The 18091-nt window shown below is 68.0% G+C and carries 17 protein-coding genes; 11 read left to right on the top strand and 6 right to left on the bottom strand.

Annotation, left to right across the window (positions count from 1 at the left end; genetic code table 11):
• Positions 1-67: 67 nt before the first annotated feature.
• From nuoH to FHU38_RS16430, 8 genes are all read left to right on the top strand, one after another.
• Positions 68-1288 (top strand): NADH-quinone oxidoreductase subunit NuoH, encoded by a 1221-nt coding sequence (gene nuoH / locus FHU38_RS16465; RefSeq protein ID WP_167172417.1) that lies wholly within the window; start codon positions 68-70, stop codon positions 1286-1288.
• Entirely contained in the window at positions 1281-1805 is a 525-nt protein-coding gene (gene nuoI / locus FHU38_RS16460) for an NADH-quinone oxidoreductase subunit NuoI (RefSeq protein WP_167172414.1), read from the top strand. The genes nuoH and nuoI overlap by 8 nt, the downstream gene beginning before the upstream one ends.
• Complete coding sequence (locus FHU38_RS16455) at positions 1802-2482, top strand: NADH-quinone oxidoreductase subunit J (RefSeq protein ID WP_167172412.1); 681 nt, start codon at positions 1802-1804, stop codon at positions 2480-2482. The genes nuoI and FHU38_RS16455 overlap by 4 nt, the downstream gene beginning before the upstream one ends.
• On the top strand, positions 2479-2778 hold the full coding sequence (gene nuoK, locus FHU38_RS16450) for an NADH-quinone oxidoreductase subunit NuoK (protein WP_167172410.1): 300 nt from the start codon (positions 2479-2481) through the stop codon (positions 2776-2778). The genes FHU38_RS16455 and nuoK overlap by 4 nt, the downstream gene beginning before the upstream one ends.
• Positions 2779-2795: 17 nt before the next feature.
• A complete protein-coding gene (nuoL, locus tag FHU38_RS16445) occupies positions 2796-4664 on the top strand; it encodes an NADH-quinone oxidoreductase subunit L (protein WP_167172409.1) in 1869 nt (622 codons plus the stop codon).
• Between the two features lie 5 nt (positions 4665-4669).
• Entirely contained in the window at positions 4670-6175 is a 1506-nt protein-coding gene (locus FHU38_RS16440; RefSeq protein WP_167172407.1) for an NADH-quinone oxidoreductase subunit M, read from the top strand.
• Between the two features lie 64 nt (positions 6176-6239).
• Positions 6240-7712, top strand: a complete 1473-nt coding sequence (gene nuoN / locus FHU38_RS16435; RefSeq protein WP_167172405.1) for an NADH-quinone oxidoreductase subunit NuoN — start codon at positions 6240-6242, stop codon at positions 7710-7712.
• A gap of 13 nt (positions 7713-7725) precedes the next feature.
• On the top strand, positions 7726-8088 hold the full coding sequence (locus tag FHU38_RS16430) for an NADH-quinone oxidoreductase subunit A (protein ID WP_208415708.1): 363 nt from the start codon (positions 7726-7728) through the stop codon (positions 8086-8088).
• A 64-nt stretch (positions 8089-8152) separates the two neighbouring features.
• Here FHU38_RS16430 and cbbX read toward each other — a convergent pair whose 3' ends face one another.
• The 4 genes from cbbX to FHU38_RS16410 all read right to left on the bottom strand — a co-directional run bounded on the left by cbbX (position 8153) and on the right by FHU38_RS16410 (position 12824).
• Positions 8153-9124 carry a CbbX protein gene (gene cbbX / locus FHU38_RS16425; protein WP_167172401.1) on the bottom strand — a complete coding sequence of 324 codons (972 nt, stop codon included), beginning with the start codon at positions 9122-9124 and terminating at the stop codon, positions 8153-8155.
• The gene (locus tag FHU38_RS16420) at positions 9121-9552 is read right to left on the bottom strand and encodes a ribulose bisphosphate carboxylase small subunit (protein ID WP_167172399.1); all 432 of its coding nucleotides are present in this window, start codon (positions 9550-9552) and stop codon (positions 9121-9123) included. Before FHU38_RS16420 ends, cbbX begins: the two co-directional genes overlap by 4 nt.
• An 11-nt stretch (positions 9553-9563) precedes the next feature.
• Positions 9564-11012, bottom strand: a complete 1449-nt coding sequence (locus FHU38_RS16415; protein ID WP_167172397.1) for a form I ribulose bisphosphate carboxylase large subunit — start codon at positions 11010-11012, stop codon at positions 9564-9566.
• Positions 11013-11390: 378 nt separating this feature from the next.
• Positions 11391-12824 (bottom strand): DHA2 family efflux MFS transporter permease subunit, encoded by a 1434-nt coding sequence (locus FHU38_RS16410; RefSeq protein WP_167172395.1) that lies wholly within the window; start codon positions 12822-12824, stop codon positions 11391-11393.
• Between the two features lie 235 nt (positions 12825-13059).
• On the opposite strand from FHU38_RS16410, the gene FHU38_RS16405 reads away from it, so the two are divergent.
• A complete protein-coding gene (locus FHU38_RS16405) occupies positions 13060-13662 on the top strand; it encodes a TetR/AcrR family transcriptional regulator (RefSeq protein ID WP_167172393.1) in 603 nt (200 codons plus the stop codon).
• A gap of 106 nt (positions 13663-13768) precedes the next feature.
• On the top strand, positions 13769-14593 hold the full coding sequence (locus tag FHU38_RS16400) for a maleylpyruvate isomerase family mycothiol-dependent enzyme (RefSeq protein WP_167172391.1): 825 nt from the start codon (positions 13769-13771) through the stop codon (positions 14591-14593).
• 10 nt (positions 14594-14603) lie between these two features.
• Here the strand turns inward: FHU38_RS16400 and FHU38_RS16395 are convergent, their stop codons facing one another.
• Together FHU38_RS16395 and FHU38_RS16390 are read right to left on the bottom strand one after the other, a co-directional pair.
• Positions 14604-15452 (bottom strand): SDR family oxidoreductase, encoded by an 849-nt coding sequence (locus FHU38_RS16395; RefSeq protein ID WP_167172389.1) that lies wholly within the window; start codon positions 15450-15452, stop codon positions 14604-14606.
• A 107-nt stretch (positions 15453-15559) separates the two neighbouring features.
• Positions 15560-16225, bottom strand: coding sequence for a TetR/AcrR family transcriptional regulator (locus FHU38_RS16390; protein ID WP_167172388.1), 666 nt, complete (start codon positions 16223-16225; stop codon positions 15560-15562).
• A 150-nt stretch (positions 16226-16375) separates the two neighbouring features.
• Between FHU38_RS16390 and FHU38_RS16385 the strand changes: the two genes are divergently transcribed.
• Positions 16376-18010, top strand: a complete 1635-nt coding sequence (locus FHU38_RS16385) for an acyl-CoA synthetase (protein WP_167172385.1) — start codon at positions 16376-16378, stop codon at positions 18008-18010.
• Positions 18011-18091: the final 81 nt, after the last annotated feature.

The raw sequence follows: 18091 nt of genomic DNA, 5'->3' as shown, positions 1-18091 counted from the left end.
CACAATCGCGGAGCCTTGTTCGTTGGGCCGACCGGGTGCGGGTGTCCCGCAAGAAACCGGAGGCCCGATGACAGCGGCGGAACTACTCGCGCGGGACCCGTGGTGGCTTGTAGCAGGCAAGGCGCTCGTGATCTTCGTCCTGCTGCTGCTCATCACCTTGTTCTGCGTCGTCTACGAGCGCAAGGTCGTGGCCTACATGCAGATGCGGGTCGGCCCGACCCGGGTCGGGCCGTGGGGGACGCTGCAGTCGCTGGCCGATGGGCTCAAGCTGGCGCTGAAGGAGGACATCACCCCGCGCGCTGCCGATCGCGTGGTGTTCGTGCTGGCGCCGGTGATCGCCGGCACGTGCGCGTTCCTTTCCATGGCGGTGATCCCGTTCGGGCCCGAGGTGACCGTGTTCGGGCACACCACCGTGCTCCAGCTAACGGATCTGCCGGTGGGCGTGCTGTTCGTACTGGCCGCCACGTCGATAGGCGTCTACGGCATCGTCCTGGCAGGCTGGTCCTCCGGCTCGGTCTACCCGCTGCTGGGCGGCTTGCGCTCCACCGCCCAGGTGCTCTCCTACGAGATCGCGATGGCGCTGTCCTTCGTCGCCGTCTTCCTCATCGCCGGATCGATGTCTACATCGGACATAGTGCTGGCCCAGGACGGGCTGTGGTACGGGGTGCTGCTCGCGCCTTCACTGCTGATCTACCTCGTAGCCATGGTGGGGGAGACCAACCGGGCGCCGTTCGACCTGCCGGAGGCCGAGGGAGAGCTGGTCGGTGGCTTCCACACCGAGTACTCGTCGCTGAAGTTCGCGACGTTCATGCTCGCGGAGTACATCAACATGGTCACCGTGTCCGCGCTGGCCAGCACGCTGTTCCTCGGCGGCTGGCGGGCACCGTGGCCGATCTCGTTGTGGGAAGGGGCCAATCGCGGCGCCTGGCCAGCATTGTGGTTGCTGGGCAAGGTGTTGCTGCTGCTGTTCGTGTTCATCTGGTTGCGCGGAACACTTCCCCGGTTGCGCTACGACCAGTTCATGACACTGGGCTGGAAGCTGCTGATCCCGTTCTCGCTCGCCTGGATCGCGGTGGTGGCCGCCGTGCGGACCCTTGGCGATCCAGCGGATGGCACCACCCCGTTGCTGATCGCCGGTGCCGTGGCGGTGCTGCTGCTCGTCGCCGTGTCGCTGGGATCGCGCCGCGGCCGCGGCCGGGCACGCCTGGACATCGATGACACCGGCGACGGCGGGTTCCCGGTCCCGCCACTGCCGCGCTCGCACCTGAAGGAGGCTGGACGTGGGTAAGTTCCTCGACTCGGTCGCGGGGTTCGGTGTCACCTTCTCCGCGATGTTCAAAAAGCCCAACACGGAGTTCTATCCCGAGCAGCGCAAGGAGCTGCCGGACGGTTTTCACGGCCGCCACGTCCTGAACCGCTACGCCGACGGGCTCGAGAAGTGCGTCGGCTGCGAGCTGTGCGCGTGGGCCTGCCCTGCGGACGCGATCCGCGTGGAGGGGGCGGACAACACCGACTCCGAGCGGTACTCGCCGGGTGAGCGGTACGGCCGCCGATACGAGATCAACTACCTGCGTTGCATCTTCTGTGGACTGTGTGTAGAGGCATGCCCCACCCGCGCGTTGACCATGAGCACCGAGTTCGAACTCGCCGACCTCGGTCGCGACGAGCTGGTGTTCACCAAGGAGCAGCTACTTGCCGACCTGAGCCCCGGCATGGTCGCACCGCCGCATCCGATGGCTCCCGGCACAACCGCCGCCGACTACTACGCGGACCGGGTGCGCGCGGGGGACGGGAGCCTCCGATGACCGAAGTGATCGTGTTCTGGATTCTCGCCCCGGTCACCGTGCTCGCCGCAGCCGGGATGCTGGTGACGGCGAAGGCCGTGCACAGCGCACTCCTGCTGGCGCTGGTCATGCTCGGCCTCGCGGTGTTCTACATCGGGCACGGCGCGGTCTTCCTCGGCGTGGTGCAGGTCGTGGTCTACGCGGGTGCCGTGATGATGCTGTTCCTGTTCGTGGTGATGATGGTCGGCGTCGACACCGCCGAGTCGCTGGTGGAGCGGTTGCGCGGGCAGCGGGTCGCGGCCGTGCTCACCGGGCTGGCCTTCGGCGTGCTGGTTGTGGCCGGGCTGGGTGAGGTGATGCTGGAGCCCGCCGGAACGGCCACACCGGCCGGTGGCGACGTACCGGGCCTCGCGACGCTGATCTTCACCCGCTACGTTTGGGCCTTCGAGGTGACCAGCGCGCTGCTGATTACCGCGGCGCTGGGCGCGATGGCGCTGACCGGTCACCGCGGCGGCACCCGCATGACGCAACGCGAACTGTCCATAAGGCGCATCCGCGCGCTGGCGCGGGGTGGTCAGGTCAGTCCGCTTCCCCCGCCGGGCGTCTACGCCGGCCGTAACTCGGTGGATGTGCCCGCGCTGCTGCCGGACGGGGAGCCCGCGTGGAACTCCGTGCCGGGACGGCGGGGGCAACGATGAGCCCGGAGAGCTACCTCTACCTTTCCGCTGTCCTGTTCGGACTTGGTGCTGTCGGCGTCCTCACGCGGCGCAACGCGATCGTGGTGCTGATGTGCGTCGAGCTGATGCTCAACGCGGCAAACCTGGCGTTCGTCGTGTTCTCCCGGATGCACAACGGTCTCGACGGCCAGGTGTTCGCCTTCTTCATCATGGTCGTCGCCGCCGCTGAGGTCGTGGTGGGCCTCGCGATCGTGATGACCGCTTTCCGTGACCGCCGGTCGTCCTCGATCGACGACGCCAACCTGCTCAGGCACTGAGGGAAGTGGTGACAGAGATGCTGTCCGAATCCGCTGCCTGGCTCATCGTCGCGTATCCCGCCCTCGGCGCCGCGGTATTGCTGCTTGGTGGTAGGCGGACGGACCGGTGGGGCCATTACCTTGGGGTGGCGACGGTGCTGGCCGCCTTCATCGTCGGCCTTTCCGCCACGCTGGGCCAGACCGGCCTAGCCCCGGATCAGCGGGTTCAGCACACGCCGTTGTTCACATGGCTTTCGGTCGGCGAGTTGCGGGTGGACGTTCGGTTGTTGCTCGATCCACTGTCGCTGACGTTCGTCCTGCTGATCACGGGGGTCGGCGCGCTCATCCACATCTACTCCGTGGCCTACCTTGCGGACGACCCACGCCGCCGCCGGTTCTTCGGCTATCTCAACCTGTTCGTGGCGGCGATGCTGCTGCTGGTGCTGGCCGACGACTTCGTGGTGCTCTTCATCGGTTGGGAGGGTGTCGGCCTGGCGTCGTACCTGCTGATCGGGTTCTGGCAGCACAAACCGGCCGCCGCTGTGGCGGCGAAGAAGGCGTTCGTGGTCAACCGCGTCGGCGACCTGGGGCTGCTCGTTGCGATGATGCTCATGGTCGGCGCATTCGGTTCGCTGGACTTCGACACCGTGTTCGCGGCAGCCGGATCAAACGGCGGCACCGCGACCGCTATCGGCCTGCTGCTACTGCTCGCGGCGTGCGGGAAGTCCGCCCAGCTGCCGCTGCAGTCGTGGCTGCTGGACGCGATGGAGGGGCCGACCCCGGTGTCGGCCCTCATCCACGCCGCCACGATGGTCACCGCGGGGGTCTACCTCATCACCCGCTCGCACGAGATCTACGCCGCGGCACCGGACGCGCGGCTTGCCGTCGCGCTGGTCGGTGCGGCCACGCTGCTGTTCGGCGCGATCATCGGCTGCGCGAAGTACGACATCAAGCAGGCGCTGGCGGCTTCGACGATGTCCCAGATCGGGTACATGATGCTGGCAGCGGGGCTGGGTGCTGCCGGTTACGTCCTCGCGATCACGCACCTGGTCGTTCACGGGTTCTTCAAGGCGGGCCTGTTCCTCGGCGCGGGATCGGTCATGCACGCGATGCACGACGAGGTCGACATGCGCCGCTACGGTGCGCTGCGCGCGGCGCTGCCCGCCACGTTCGTCACGTTCGGCGCGGGATACCTCGCGATCATCGGGGTGCCACCGTTTTCGGGCTTCTTCACCAAGGACCCCATCATCGAGGTCGCCTTCGGCACCGGTGGCCCGCTGGGCTTGGTCCTCGGCACCGCGGCGCTGGCCGGTGCCGGGCTCACCGCCTTCTACATGACTCGGGTGCTGCTGCTGACGTTCTTCGGGCCCCGGCGGTGGGCCAGGCAGACGCACCCACACGAGTCGCCACCGACGATGCTCGTGCCGATGGTGGTGCTCGCCCTCGGCTCGGCTGGCGCGGGCCTGCTGCTCTGGCTGGGTGGCCGGATGGCGGGCTGGCTCGCCCCCGTGCTCGGTGAACCGGTCGAAGCCGGCACGCCGCACGCCGCTTGGGGGTGGACGGCGCTGGTCCTTTCGGTCGTCGCCGCAGGCGTCGCGGTGGCCTGGTTGCAGCACGCCCGGCCCACTCGGCAGGCTGGGTCGTGGCTCGTGCGGGCCGCGCGGCGGGACCTCTACGGCGACGCTTTCAACGAAGCCGTGGTGATGCGGCCGGGCCGGGCACTCGCGAGCTGGCTCGCCGGTCCGGCCGAGCGGGATCTCGACCGCGCCGTCACCGGGGTCGGGGGCACGGTCGCGCGCGGCGCGGCTGTGCTGCGCACGGCACAGACCGGCTACGTGCGCGGCTACGCGCTGTGGGTGTTCGGCGGCGCGACCCTGCTCATCGCGGCGTTCCTGGTGGGGTGGTGAGTTCGATGGGCTTTCCCTGGCTGACCACGGTGGGCGCCGTTCCGCTCGTCGGTTCGGTGGTCGTCGCGGTACTTCCGCGCGGCGCCGACCGGCTGGCGCGGCGTGTGGCGCTGACCTTCGCGCTGGCCGCTGTGGCGCTGCTTGCGGTCGCGGCTACCGGGTTCCGTGCGGGCGAGCCGGGTTTCCAGCTGGCCGAGCAGCATCCCTGGATTCCGCGCTTCGGCATCTCCTACGGACTCGGCGTCGACGGCGTGGGGTTGACCATGGTCGCGCTGACGGCCGTGCTCACGCCGATCGTCATCGCCGCCAGCGCGAGCACGGGCAGGGGTTTCCTCGCGCTGGCACTGGCGCTGGAGACCGCGGCGATCGGCGCTTTCGCAGCCACCGACGTGTTCCTGTTCTACGTGCTGTTCGAGGCGATGCTCGTCCCGATGTACTTCCTCATCGGCCGATACGGCGGCCGGTCGCGGTCGGCGGCCGCGATGAAGTTCCTGCTCTACAGCCTCGCTGGCGGTCTGCTGATGCTCGTGGCCGTGATCGGGCTGTACGTGGTGTCCGCCCAGCAGCTACCGCAGGGCACCTTCGACTTCCCGACGCTGGCGGCGGCGGTGCGGGACGGCACGCTGCGGCTGGACCCGGTTACCGAGCGCCTGCTGTTCGCGGGGTTCTTCGTAGCCTTCGCGATCAAGGCTCCACTGTGGCCGCTGCACAGTTGGCTGCCTTCGGCGGTCACCGAGTCCACACCGGGCGCGGCCGTGTTGCTGGTCGGGATCCTGGACAAGGTCGGCACGTTCGGCATGCTGCGGTACTGCCTCTCGCTGTTCCCGGAAGCTTCGGAATTCTTCACCCCGCTCGTCGTCGTGCTGAGCGTGATCGGCATCGGCTACGGCGCGCTGGTCGCGATCGGACAGACGGAGATCATGCGGCTGATCGCATACACCTCCCTGTCCCATTTCGGGTTCATCACGATCGGGGTGTTCGCGATGACCCCGCAGAGTCAGGCCGGTGCCGCCTTCTACATGGTGAGCCACGGGCTTTCCATCGCGGCACTGTTCCTGATCGCCGGGTTCCTGATCAGCAGACGTGGCTCGGATCTCATCGCGGATTACGGTGGCGTGCAGCAGCTCGCGCCCGTGCTCGCTGGCACCTTCCTGTTCGCGGGCCTTGCCACGCTGGCGCTACCCGGCCTTTCCGGCTTCGTGGCCGAATTCCTCGTGCTGGTGGGCACCTTCACCGCGTACCCGGCGGCGGCGGTGATCGCAGCAGGGGGAGTGGTACTCGCGGCCGTGTACGTGCTGTGGCTGTACCAGCGGACGATGACCGGCGACCTGCGGCCGGGGAACGAGGGGGTGACCGACCTCAGGGCCGGCGAGCGCTGGGTGATCGCGCCGCTGCTGGCGCTGATCCTCGGCCTGGGCCTGTACCCCGAACCAGTGCTCGACGTGATCGAGCCGGTGGTCGCGGGGACCGTCCAGCAGACCGGCGTCGCCACCCCACCGGAGGCCCGATGAACACACAATCGCGCGGCTTCGTTCGTCGGGCCGACCGGGTGCCCCTCAGGACACAGGAGGCGAGATGACGGCTGCCGTGACCGCCCCGGATATCGACTACCTCGCCGTCGCGCCGATGCTGGTGGTGTTCGCCACCGGCGTGCTGGGGGTGCTGCTGACCGCCTTCGCGCCCCGTACGGCCAGGCACCGAGGCCAGCTGCCACTCGCGACAGCCGGCCTCGTCGGCGCCCTGGTGTGCCTGGTGGTCGTGGTCGCGCGCGGCACTCACACCGGCACCACGACCGCCGCGGGCTCGATCGCGGTCGACGGGCCCGCGCTGTTCATGCAGGGAGTCGTGCTCGTACTGGCGATCCTCGCGGTGCTGCTGATCGCGGGTCGGCGCGGTGAACCACCCCCCGGCGAGGCGCTGCCGCTGACTCTGTTCGCCACCGGTGGCCTGCTGCTGCTGCCCGCGGCGAACGACCTGCTGACGATGTTCGTCGCGGTCGAGGTGCTGTCGCTGCCGCTCTATCTGTTGTGCGGGCTCGCCCGCACCCGCGCCAAGGTCGCGCACGAGTCCTCGCTGAAGTATTTCGTTCTGGGTGGGTTCTCTGCGGCGTTTTTCGTCTACGGCGCGGCGATGGTGTACGGGTTCGCGGGCTCGGTCTCCTTTCCCGACATCGGTGCCGCTGTCGCGGCGGGTGGCGCGAACCGGCCGTTGCTGTTGACAGGCATGGCCCTGCTCGCTGTCGGCCTGCTGTTCAAGATCGGTGCCGCGCCGTTCCACAGCTGGGTGCCCGACGTTTACCAGGGTGCGCCCACGCCCGTGACGGGATTGCTCGCGGCGGTGACCAAAATCGGTGCGTTCGGCGCGTTCCTGCGCCTGTTCACCGTGGTGTTCGGCGGTGCGGAACGGGAATGGCGGCCGGTGCTGACCGTGGTCGCTGTCCTGACCATGGTGCTGGGCGCGGTGATCGCGGTCGTCCAGCAGGACATCAAGCGCATTCTCGCCTACTCCGCCGTCGCTCACGCCGGATTCATGCTGCTGGGCGTCGTGGCCGCGAGCCGGTCCGGTATCGCAGGCACGCTGTTCTACCTCGCGGTCTACGGGTTCGGCACGCTCGGCGCGTTCGCGGTGGTCACGCTGGTCCGTGACGAGGCGGGCGAGGTGACCCGGCTGTCCTCGTGGGCCGGACTCGGCAGGCGCTCGCCGATCGTCGCGGCGATCTTCGCGTTGCTGCTGCTCGGCCTCGCGGGAATTCCGCTCACCAGCGGGTTCGTCGGCAAGTTCGCGGTGTTCTCGGCCGCGGTCGCGGCAGGCGGCAGCGTCGCCGTGGTCATCGCGGCGCTGGCCAGCGCGGTCGCGATCTACCTCTACGCCAAGGTGATCGTGCTGCTGTACTTCCACGAGCCCAGGGCGGGCAGCGCGGCGATCAGCAGGCCGAGCCCGCTCGTCGCGGTGGTGATCGTGGCGGCCGGCCTGGTGACCGTCGGAGCCGGGGTGTTGCCTGGGCCCCTGCTCGGCCTCGCGACGCAGGCCGCTTCCTTCCTCCAGTGAGTGAAACGAGGTGATGTCGGTGAACCCTTGGTTGCCGATTGTGGTGCTGGGTGTGCTCGCGGCGGGGTTCGCGATCGTGTCGGTGGTGGCCAGCCGCGTCCTCGGCCCGCGCCGCACCACCGGTCCTGGCCTTGACCCCTACGAGTGCGGTGTGCAACCGGTCGCCTCCCGGCCGGGGCAGCGGGTCCCGATCCGGTTCTACGTCACGGCGATGCTGTTCATCCTGCTGGACGTTGACATCGTGTTCCTGTACCCGTGGGCGGTGAACTCAACCGCGTTCGGCTTGTTCGGGCTGGTGGAGATGGGGCTGTTCCTCGTCCCGGTGCTGGTCGCCTACACGTACGTGTGGCGGCGTGGTGGGCTCGAGTGGGATTGAGCCCCGCCACGCCGCCATTGGAAAGCCGCCGCGGCGGGGGCTTTCGCCCCCCCGCCGCGGCGGCTCACCGCTGCGGTTGCCCCAGGAAGTCATCGGGTTCGAACGTCATGAGCTCCTGCTTGCCACACGTGCGTGCCTCGCCGTCGAACAGCCGGCGGGCCTGCCGGAGGCGGGCGCGTTCCAGCGCGTTGCGCACGCTGCGCGCGTTGGCGAACCGCGGCTGCCGCATCCTCGATTCCAGGTAGTCGCGGAAGGCGGCCTCGGACGCGGGGGAGAAGCGGTAGTTTTCCTGCTCCACCATGAGTCGTGCGATCGCTGTCAACTCGTCCAACTCGTAGTCCGGGAACTCGAGATGGTGAGCGATGCGCGAGCTCATTCCCGGGTTGGAGTTGAAGAAGGTGTCCATCCGGTCCTCGTAGCCCGCAAGGATGACGACCAGGTCGTCACGCTGGTTCTCCATGACCTGTAGCAGGATCTCGATGGCCTCCTGGCCGTAGTCCCGCTCGTTCTCGGCGCGGTAGAGGTAGTAGGCCTCGTCGATGAACAGCACACCGCCCATCGCGCGCTTGAGGACTTCCTTGGTTTTCGGCGCGGTGTGCCCGATGTACTGCCCGACAAGGTCGTCGCGGGTCGCCACGACGAGGTGGCCCCGGTCGAGGTAGCCCAGCCGGTGCAGCAGCTCGGCCATCCGCATGGCCACCGTCGTCTTGCCGGTGCCGGGACTGCCGGTGAAGGACATGTGCAGGTTGGGCCGGGTCGACGAAAGGCCGAACCGGTGGCGTACCCGGTCGAGCAGCAGCAGCGAGGCGATCTCCCGTACCCGCGCCTTCACCGGAGCCAGTCCGACGAGCTCCGAATCGAGAGTATCGAGCACCTCGTCTACATTGGATGACTTGCGTTCGGCGCCGAGGTCGATGGTCGCCGCAGCCGGCAGCGGCGGCTCTGGCGCTTCCTCGTTCCACTCTTCTGCCGCCCCATGCCCCGCCTGCCGCTCCTGCGGCAGGCGGGGCATGGCGAAGCCACGGGTGGCACTCATCGCGGCTGGCTCCGGTACCGGTCACCTGCGGGCGCGTCCAGCGCGTAGGGGTGCAGTGTGTAGCGCAGGCGGCGATCGGAGTCCTCGTGGCGGTCGAGCCGGAAGCCGGGCTCGTCCGAGGGCCGGTTGACGATGAACGACAGCGCCGTGGTCTGCCGGCCGTACGACGCGTCGTAGGCGTTCACGCGGATATAGCGGTCGGGGAACGCCCGGCGGCATTCGTTCACCTCGTACAGCACGCCCGCCGCGTCGTGCAGGTCGAACATCGGCAGGCCCCACATGTCCCAGTAGTGGTTGCGTGGGTGCGGGTCGTCGGTGTGCTCGACCGAAAGCGGCCAGCTGTTGTCCAGTGCGTACTGGATCTGCGCCGAGATCTCCTCGTCCGTCAGATCGGGCAGGTACGAGAAGGTGCCTTGGGTGATGCGCATGGTCTCCTCCGTCACAGGGCCGTCGGCGTCTCGACGACGTCGGGGGTGTCGGTCGAGGCGTAGTCGAAGGTGATGTCGCCCCAGGTGGACAGTGCGATATCCAGCTCGCGGCTGCGCTTGGCCGCCGCCTTCAGGATGTCCTCGCCTTCGGCCAGGTAGTCGCGTCCCTCGTTCCGAGCCTTGATCATTGCTTCAAGCGCGACCCGGTTGGCGGTGGCGCCCGCGGCGATGCCCATCGGGTGCCCGATGGTTCCGCCGCCGAACTGCAGGACCACGTCCTCGCCGAGGTAGTGCAGCAGCTGGTGCATCTGCCCGGCGTGAATGCCGCCCGAGGCCACCGGCATGACGCCGGGCATGGACGCCCAGTCCTGGTCGAAGTACAGCCCCTTGACCGGGTCGGCCGCGATCTTGTCCAGGCGCAACGTGTCGTAGAAGCCGGCCACCGTGTTCGGGTCGCCTTCCAGCTTGCCCACGACCGTGCCCGCGTGGATGTGGTCCACCCCGGCCAGCCGCATCCACTTGGCGATGACCCGGAAGCTCACACCGTGCGACTTCTGCCGGGTGTAGGTGCCGTGGCCTGCCCGGTGCAGGTGCAGGATCAGCCCGTTGCGGCGGGCCCAGCGGGCCATCGACTGGATCGCGGTGTACCCGACCGTCAGGTCGATCATCACGATGACGCTGCCGAGTTCCTTGGCGAACTCGGCCCGCTCGTACATGTCCTCCATGGTGGCGGCCGTGACGTTGAGGTAGTGGCCCTTGATCTCGCCGGTCTCGGCCTGTGCCCGGTTCACCGCCTCCATGCAGAAGAGGAATCGGTCGCGCCAGCGCATGAACGGCTGCGAGTTGATGTTCTCGTCGTCCTTGGTGAAGTCGAGCCCGCCGCGCAGCGCCTCGTAGACGACACGACCGTAGTTGCGAGCGGACAAACCGAGTTTCGGCTTGACGGTGGCACCAAGCAGCGGGCGACCGTGCTTGTTGAGATACTCGCGTTCCATCACCACGCCGTGAGCGGGGCCCTGGAACGTTTTCGTGTAGTGGGGCGGGATCCGCATATCCTCGAGGCGCAAAGCCTTGAGCGCCTTGAAGCCGAAGACGTTGCCGATGATCGACGAGGTCAGGTTCGCGATGGAGCCTTCCTCGAACAGATCGAGGTCGTAGGCGATACGGGCGATGTACTCGCCCGGCCTGCCCGGCACCGCGTCGACCTGGTAGCACTTGCCCTGGTATTGCTCGTATGCGGTGAGCCGGTCGGTCCAGACCACGGTCCAGGTTGCCGTCGAGGACTCACCCGCCACCGCGGCGCCCGCCTCCTCCGGAGGCACGCCGTCCTGGGGCGTGATCCGGAACGCGGCGAGTACATCCGTGGGCTTGGGCTCGTAGTCCGGCTGCCAGTAGCCCATCTCGGCATACGGGATGACCCCCGCTCCCCATCGCTCGGTCTTGGTTTCCTCCGAGGCCATCCTCGCTCCTCTCGATGGTGGTGTTCGCGCATCACCATCGTCGCGGCGCAAGCATGAAAGGACTAGCGAGTAATTGCCGCGAAAGTTGAGTGTAAGGTTGATAGTTGCTATATGTAAGTAACTGGCTGATCCGGAATCAAGCGTTCCGAGATCGAGCGGGTACGAAGTCAGCCCGGCTCGTTCCTGCGCAGGGCGAGCACACCGTCGCCCTATGTGTTCGAGCTGGTCAGGAGCCGACCACGACGGCGCGGTCGCGGCCGGCGTCCCATCGCGTGATGGGGACGTCGGCCGCGGTGAACACGTCATCCATCATGGCCGGCGCGACCGGTGGCCGCCGACGCGGCCCCGGAGTACCGCGCCGGCGCTGCCCTGAGGGTTTCAGGAGTGCGCGGTGGCGGCCCGGCGGGGGAGCGTCGCCGCGATCACGACCGTCACCACGGCCAGTGCTGCCACGACGCCGAACGCCAGCTTCATCCCGCTCACCTGCGCGGGTACCGACGCGATACCGCTGCCGGCCAGTTGCGCCGCGCGAGCGGACATCACCGTCACCACGAGTGCGGTCCCGAACGCGGCGGCGACCTGCTGCAGGGTGCCCAGCATCGAGCTGCCGTGGGAGTACAGGTGTGAGGGAAGCGCACCCATGCCGAGCGTGAAGGTCGGGGTGAACGTCGCAGCCAGCCCCAACATCAGCAACGTGTGAATCGCGAGCACCTGCCAGTACGGCATCGTCATCGAGATCTGGGTGAGGCCACCGAGGGCGAGCACGATGGCGATCGACCCGGGCAGCACCAGCGGGCGGCTGCCGAACCGGTCGAACAGCTTGCCCACGGTCGGCCCCAGCAGACCCATCGCCAGCCCACCCGGCATGAGCAGCAAGCCGGTCTCCAGCGGGCTGATCCCGCGCAGGTTCTGCAGATACAGCGGCAGCAGGATCATCGACCCGAGCATCGTCAGGAACCCGATGGAAAGCATGGCCAGCGAAAGCCCGTAGGTGCGGTGCCGCAGGGTTCGCAGATCCAGCAGCGGCACGCCGCTGCGCTGCAGCTTGAGCTGCCGGAGCACGAAAGCCGTCACCGTGGCGACCCCAGCGACCGCGATGCCGATGCCCAGTCCGACATTGCCACTCCTGTCGCCGAACAGGCTCAGGCCGTACACCAGGCTGCCGAAGCCGAGCGCCGCCAGCGCCACGCTCAACCAGTCGATCGAGCTCACCCGCGGCTCGCTGATGTTGTCCATCCTGCGTAGGCCGAAGACGGTAACCGCGGCGGCGATCGGCAGTACCGCCACGAACAGCAGTCGCCAGGAACCCAGTTGCAGGATCAACCCGGACACGGCGGGCCCGAGCGCGGGAGCTACCGAGATCGCCAGTGTGACGTTGCCCATTACCCTGCCCCGGTCTCCCTCCGGCACCACGGTCATCAACGTGGTCATCAGCAGCGGCATCATCACGGCCGTTCCCGAGGCCTGCACGATCCGGCCAAGCAGTAGCACGGCGAAGAACGGCGCGATCGCCGAAAGCGCCGTGCCCGCCATGAAAACGCTCATCGCGATCGTGTAAGCCTGCCGGATCGTGACTCGCTGCAGGAACCAGCCGGTGACCGGAATCACGGCGGCCATCGTGAGCATGAACGCCGTTGACACCCACTGCGCCGCCTGTTCGGTGACGTGCAACGAATCCATCAACCGCGGGATGGCGTTGATCATGAGGGTCTCGTTCAGGATCACCACGAAGGTGGCCAGTACCAGCAGCCGCACCACCTTCGGGGTGCGGCCCGCCTTGACGGCGGGTGGTTCCTGGACGGCAGTTGACATGACAACACCTCGCGGTTTCGGGCACGGTCGCCGCGGCCAGCGGCCGACGGCGGGGATTCGTTCGTGACACCGGTATATACGGCGGCACCGACAAAACTCATCGGTCGAGCCGAGTCTTTCGCATCGGCTCGCCGATCTCACGCGAATTTCGGCCGGTGGGCGAAGAGACCAAGAACGATCACTCCTGGCTCCGAAGTTGTTGACCGACCAGTCAACTATCGATTAGCGTGCGGGGATGGGCCGGACCAGCGACTCCCGCGAGCGGATCGTGCGCGCGTCGGCCCGGCTGTTCCTTTCTCGTAGTTACGGTGCGGTGAGCGTCGACGAGTTGTGCGCAGCGGCCGAAGTCCGCAAGGGCAGCTTCTACCACTTCTTTCCCTCCAAGGCGGAGCTGGCCAAGGCCGTCATCGACCTGCACACCGACGCGCTCGTCGCCCGACTACGCGCGAACTCCGGCAGCGGTCCGGCGCAGCGGTTGCGGGGGGTCGCCGACGCCGTCGGCGCGATCCAGTCTCGCTTCGAGGAGAAGTTCGGCAGGATCGTAGGCTGCCCGTTCGGCAACCTCGCGGCTGAGCTATCCACAGTGGATGAGGGGTTGCGGGATCGGCTCGCCTCGGCGTTCGGTCGCTGGGAGCGCGAGTTCGCAGAACTTTGCCACCGGGCGCGAGAAGCGGGCGCGCTGCGCGACGGCGTGGACCCCGACCGGCTCGCACACTCGATGCTTGCCCTCGCGCAGGGTCAGATTCTGCTTGCCAAGGTCGGTGGCCTTTCCTCTGCCAGCGTCTCGCAGGCGCTGCGCGACCTGATCGACGTACATCTGCGGGAGGGTGCGGTATGACAGCGACACCGACCGAGGTCGATTTCCACTTCGATCCGATGTGTCCGTGGGTCAGCGTGAACAGGGGCCGAATCATCGAAGTGCCGAAACCGACAGGAGGCCACTCATGACGACCGCTGATCTCGACAGGAACGTCCTCGTCAAGGCGCTGGACGAGCAATGGGCGGCGCTGGACGAACTGCTGGCCTCGCTGCCGGAGACCGCGTGGGACACACCGACCAGCCTGCCCGGCTGGACCGTGCGCGACGTCGTGGCCCATGTGATCGGCACCGAGGCCTCACTGCTCGGCGAGCAGACGCCGGAACCCGACGTCGACGTGGGGGAGTTCCCTCATGTGCGAAACGAGATCGCGGCGTTCAACGAGCGCTGGGTGCGGCACATGCGGGACTGGAGCCCGAAGCGGGTGCTGGAGCGCTTCCGCGAAGTCGTCGCCCGGCGCCGGGCCGCGCTGAACTCGCTCACCAAGGCCGACTTCGACGCCCCGTCCTGGACTCCGGTCGGGCAGCGCACCTATGGGCGCTTCATGCGAATCCGCGTGTTCGACACCTGGCTGCACGAGTTGGACATCCGTGACGCCGTGGGTTTGCCGGGATACGAGGCCGGGCCGTGCGCCGAGTGTGTCTTCGACGAGTTCGTGGATTCGCTTGGCTACCTCGTCGGCAAGCGCGCCGGTGCCCCGGAAGGAGCGACCGTGACGTTGGAGTTCACCGGCCCGTTGCGGCGCACGGTGCACGTCGCCGTCAACGGCAAGGCGGCGGTGGTACCCGAACTGTCCGGGCCCGCCACCGTCACGCTGCGACTGGGCTCGGGACTGTTCGCCCGGCTGGCCGGTGGCAGGGTACCCGCCGCCGAGCGGCTGTCCGAAGTAGAGATGTCTGGAGACAACGAACTCGGCGAGCGGGTGGTGCGCAACCTGGCGTTCACGATCTGAGCGTGGCTGGTCAGCTCTCTTCGTCACCTCGTGCGCGGCTCTCGTAGGCACGACGGCGTTCGAGGTTCACTTTGGTCGTGAAAGCGTCATGCATTCCGAACGCCCGCAGGAGGAAGTCCGCGACCGGGATCGTCATGAATCGCTGGCTCAACGACATCGCGCCCGAGGTGGGCGTTACCCGTATCTGCGGCCTCGGCTTCACGATCAGATTCAGCACGGCTTCGGCGACGGCCTCCGGGGTGGCGTTGCGCATACCCCGAGCTCCCTTGGTTCCCGCGGCGAGCTCGGTATTGGTGAACGTGGGCAACACCGCGGAGAACCGGACACCGGTGCCGCGATGCTCGCGCCTGGCCGCCTCGGTGAAGCCGATCACGGCTGCCTTGCTGCCGCAGTAGGTGGCAAGTCCCGGTAGGAAGGTCTCACCGGCCAGTGAGGCGAGGTTGATGATGTGTCCGCTTCCGCGCGGGAGCATTCGCCGCAGGGCGAGCTTGCTACCGAGGATCACGCCGTAGACGTTGATGTCGAGTATTCGCTTGCTGACGGTGTCGGGCTCCTGCGCCACCGGTCCGACGGGCATGATCCCGGCGTTGTTGACCAGAACGTCGATCGGACCCAACTCGCGCTCGACCTGGTCGAGGAATTCCTCGAACGAGCGGGAGTCGGTGACGTCGAGTTCGCCATGCATCGCAAGGCCCAGCTCCTCGCCTGCCGCCTTGACCCGGGGAGTGTCGACGTCACCGATCGCGACGGCTGCGCCGAGCCGGTGCAGCCGCGTGGCGGTGGCCAGGCCGATGCCGCGGGCACCACCGGTGATCGCGATGACCTTTCCACGCAGCTCCTGACGTGCCCTGCCGTTCATCCCTTCCTCCTTTTGCGGAGCAGGTCGATCCCCAAGGGCGCCCGCGTGAACAACTGACAGGGTAGTCTGTCAGTTCAGCCAAGTCTGGATTTCGACAGGGTGTCCTGTCAAGATTGCCGGCGCCGGGTGCGCGACTTCCGGCTATGCCGGGTCAGTTCTCCCGCGTCCAGCTCGCCGATGAGGATGCCCAGCGCCGTCTTCCACCGGCGAAGCAGGAGCTCCCTGGCGCCGAGGTCGTTGCTCAGGATCGTCGACATGCTCAGTCCGGTCAGCATGTCGATCGTGAACTGAACCAGGGTCGGCAGCCGAGGGTCGGCCGGATCGGTGCCCGCGACGCGCAACATGCTGTCGTGGATGCGGGCGAACAACTCGTGCTCAACAGGGGCTAGCGCCGCGCGCAGGTCGGGCTCCGTCCTTGCCGCGACCCACAGTTCCAGCGCCGCGAAGAACATCGGGCTGTTGAGGTCGTGCCATGCAAGATCCACCAGCGCGGTCAACCGTTCCTCGTCGCCGGGGATGAGAGCCAGTTCTCGCTCCACGCGCGCCACCCGCTGATCGGCGATGTGCCTGATCGCGGCGGCCATGATGTCGGCGCGGGCAGGGAAGTGATGCAGCAGTGTTCCGCGCGCGACGCCGGCTCGTTCCTGCACCTCGGCGACGGTGGTGGCGGCATAGCCGCGTTCGAGCAGTGACTCCACCGCCGCGTCCAGAATGCGTTTGCGAGTCGCGGTGCGGCGTTCCTCCTGGGTGCGGTGCACCTTCGGCTGAGCCACCAACTTACCGTACGAGCCGACTGTTTATCGGTCAAGTAGAGCTTGCGCTCCGGCATGCGGCTGGGGCAGGCTTACCGGCTGAAAACAGTCCGTCCAGACTGTTATGGCGGTCGAAGCTCGCGCCGCGCCACCTGGAAGGGGATCAGCTACATGATCAATCAGCTCAAGAACCTGAGCGGGCGTGCGGCAGACGAGTTCGCCTACGTGCGGCTGTGCGCGCGCAGCGGTGCGCTGCGAATCCGGTCACCGCGCAGCGTCGCGGGCATGGTCAAGGCCTTCGCGCGGTACGGCACGATCGGCGCGCTGCCGGCGTTGGCCGCCCTGCGGGACCCGGACTTCCCCGCGCTCGTCGACGAGCGGGGCACACTCACCTTCGTTGAGCTCGACGCCCGGATCAACGCGCTCGCCAACGCGTGGCGTGACCGGGGCCTGCGCCCGGGGGAGGGGGTGGCGATCCTCGCGCGCAACCACAGGGGGTTCCTGGAGGCGGTGTTCGCCGCCGCCAGGTGCGGGGCGCGAATCCTGCTGCTCAACACCGACTTCGCCGGTCCGCAGATCCGCGAGGTCGCCGAACGCGAGGGCACCGATCTGCTTGTCCACGACGAGGAGTACAGCGCGGTGCTGTCCGGTGTGGACCCGCCACGCGGCCGGTTCCTGGCATGGGCCGACAAGCAGCGGCCGGACACCCTGGACGCGCTGATCGCCGGGGGTGCGACCACTGCGCCTCCCGCGCCGGAGCAGGGCCCGAAGCTGGTGTTGCTGACCAGTGGCACGACGGGGACGCCGAAGGGGGCGCCGCGCCCCGACCCGCATTCCCTCGCACCCGTGGGCGCGCTGCTATCGAGGGTGCCTTTCCGCGCAAGGGAAGTCACCGAGTGCTGCGCCCCGCTGTTCCACACCCTCGGATTCGCGCACTCGATCCTCAACATCACGCTGGGCACGACGCTCGTGCTGCGCCGCCGCTTCGACGCGCTGGCCACACTGCGCAGCGTGCGTGAGCACGGCTCCACCGCGATGGTCGTGGTGCCGGTGATGCTGCAACGGATGGTGGAACGTATCGAGGCCGACCCCGACCTTGCCCGCCCGCCGTCGCTGCGGGTCGCCTTCGTCGCCGGGTCGCAACTGGGTGCGTCGCTGTGCGAGCGCGCCATGGCGGCTTTCGGCCCCGTGATCTACAACCTCTACGGCTCCACGGAGGTCGCCTACGCCACGGTGGCGACACCCGGGGACCTGCGCGTGGAACCGGGCTGCGTCGGCAGGCAGGTGCGTGGTGCCACGGTGAAGATCCTCGACGAGCACGGCGACGAGGTACCCAACGGCCGGACCGGTCGCATCTTCGTGGGCAACGCCATCCAGTTCGAGGGCTACACCGGGGGTGGAACCAAGGAGGTCATCGGTGGCCTGATGTCATCCGGCGACGTCGGCCACATCGACTCACACGGCCTGCTGCACATCGACGGCCGCGACGACGACATGATCGTCTCCGGTGGCGAGAACGTCTTCCCCGGCGAGGTCGAGGAGTTGCTCGCCCGGCACGACGACATCGTGGAGGCGGCGGCATTGGGCGTGCCCGACGACGACTACGGCGCGCGGTTGCGTGCGTTCGTCGTCGCCCGTGAGGGCGCGACGCTGACCGAGACCGACGTGAAGGAGTACGTGCGAGCCAACCTCGCCCGCTACAAGGTGCCCCGTGAGGTGCTCTTCCTGGACGAGCTGCCCCGCAACCCCACGGGGAAGATCCTCAAACGCGAACTCGCCCGCTACCAGGCAGGCAAACCGGCGTAGTTCTGACGGTTGGTCAAGAAACCGACGGCGGCCCGGACCAAGCCGATTCTGGTGACGGGTGAGTGCGGCGATCGGTGGTGA

It is taken from the genome of Saccharomonospora amisosensis, assembly GCF_011761185.1.
Lineage (GTDB): Bacteria > Actinomycetota > Actinomycetes > Mycobacteriales > Pseudonocardiaceae > Saccharomonospora_A > Saccharomonospora_A amisosensis.
The sequence above is the reverse complement of the archived record's forward strand: the minus strand, read 5'-3'. Positions and strand labels throughout refer to the sequence as shown.

What these genes read in the sequence shown, in the direction of transcription:
- nuoH (WP_167172417.1), top strand. Translation starts at nt 68, where the DNA reads ATGACAGCGGCGGAACTACTCGCGCGGGACCCGTGGTGGCTTGTAGCA.
- FHU38_RS16455 (WP_167172412.1), top strand. Translation starts at nt 1,802, where the DNA reads ATGACCGAAGTGATCGTGTTCTGGATTCTCGCCCCGGTCACCGTGCTC.
- nuoK (WP_167172410.1), top strand. Translation starts at nt 2,479, where the DNA reads ATGAGCCCGGAGAGCTACCTCTACCTTTCCGCTGTCCTGTTCGGACTT.
- nuoL (WP_167172409.1), top strand. Translation starts at nt 2,796, where the DNA reads ATGCTGTCCGAATCCGCTGCCTGGCTCATCGTCGCGTATCCCGCCCTC.
- FHU38_RS16440 (WP_167172407.1), top strand. Translation starts at nt 4,670, where the DNA reads ATGGGCTTTCCCTGGCTGACCACGGTGGGCGCCGTTCCGCTCGTCGGT.
- nuoN (WP_167172405.1), top strand. Translation starts at nt 6,240, where the DNA reads ATGACGGCTGCCGTGACCGCCCCGGATATCGACTACCTCGCCGTCGCG.
- FHU38_RS16430 (WP_208415708.1), top strand. Translation starts at nt 7,726, where the DNA reads ATGTCGGTGAACCCTTGGTTGCCGATTGTGGTGCTGGGTGTGCTCGCG.
- cbbX (WP_167172401.1), bottom strand. Translation starts at nt 9,124, where the DNA reads ATGAGTGCCACCCGTGGCTTCGCCATGCCCCGCCTGCCGCAGGAGCGG.
- FHU38_RS16420 (WP_167172399.1), bottom strand. Translation starts at nt 9,552, where the DNA reads ATGCGCATCACCCAAGGCACCTTCTCGTACCTGCCCGATCTGACGGAC.
- FHU38_RS16415 (WP_167172397.1), bottom strand. Translation starts at nt 11,012, where the DNA reads ATGGCCTCGGAGGAAACCAAGACCGAGCGATGGGGAGCGGGGGTCATC.
- FHU38_RS16410 (WP_167172395.1), bottom strand. Translation starts at nt 12,824, where the DNA reads ATGTCAACTGCCGTCCAGGAACCACCCGCCGTCAAGGCGGGCCGCACC.
- FHU38_RS16405 (WP_167172393.1), top strand. Translation starts at nt 13,060, where the DNA reads ATGGGCCGGACCAGCGACTCCCGCGAGCGGATCGTGCGCGCGTCGGCC.
- FHU38_RS16400 (WP_167172391.1), top strand. Translation starts at nt 13,769, where the DNA reads ATGACGACCGCTGATCTCGACAGGAACGTCCTCGTCAAGGCGCTGGAC.
- FHU38_RS16395 (WP_167172389.1), bottom strand. Translation starts at nt 15,452, where the DNA reads ATGAACGGCAGGGCACGTCAGGAGCTGCGTGGAAAGGTCATCGCGATC.
- FHU38_RS16385 (WP_167172385.1), top strand. Translation starts at nt 16,376, where the DNA reads ATGATCAATCAGCTCAAGAACCTGAGCGGGCGTGCGGCAGACGAGTTC.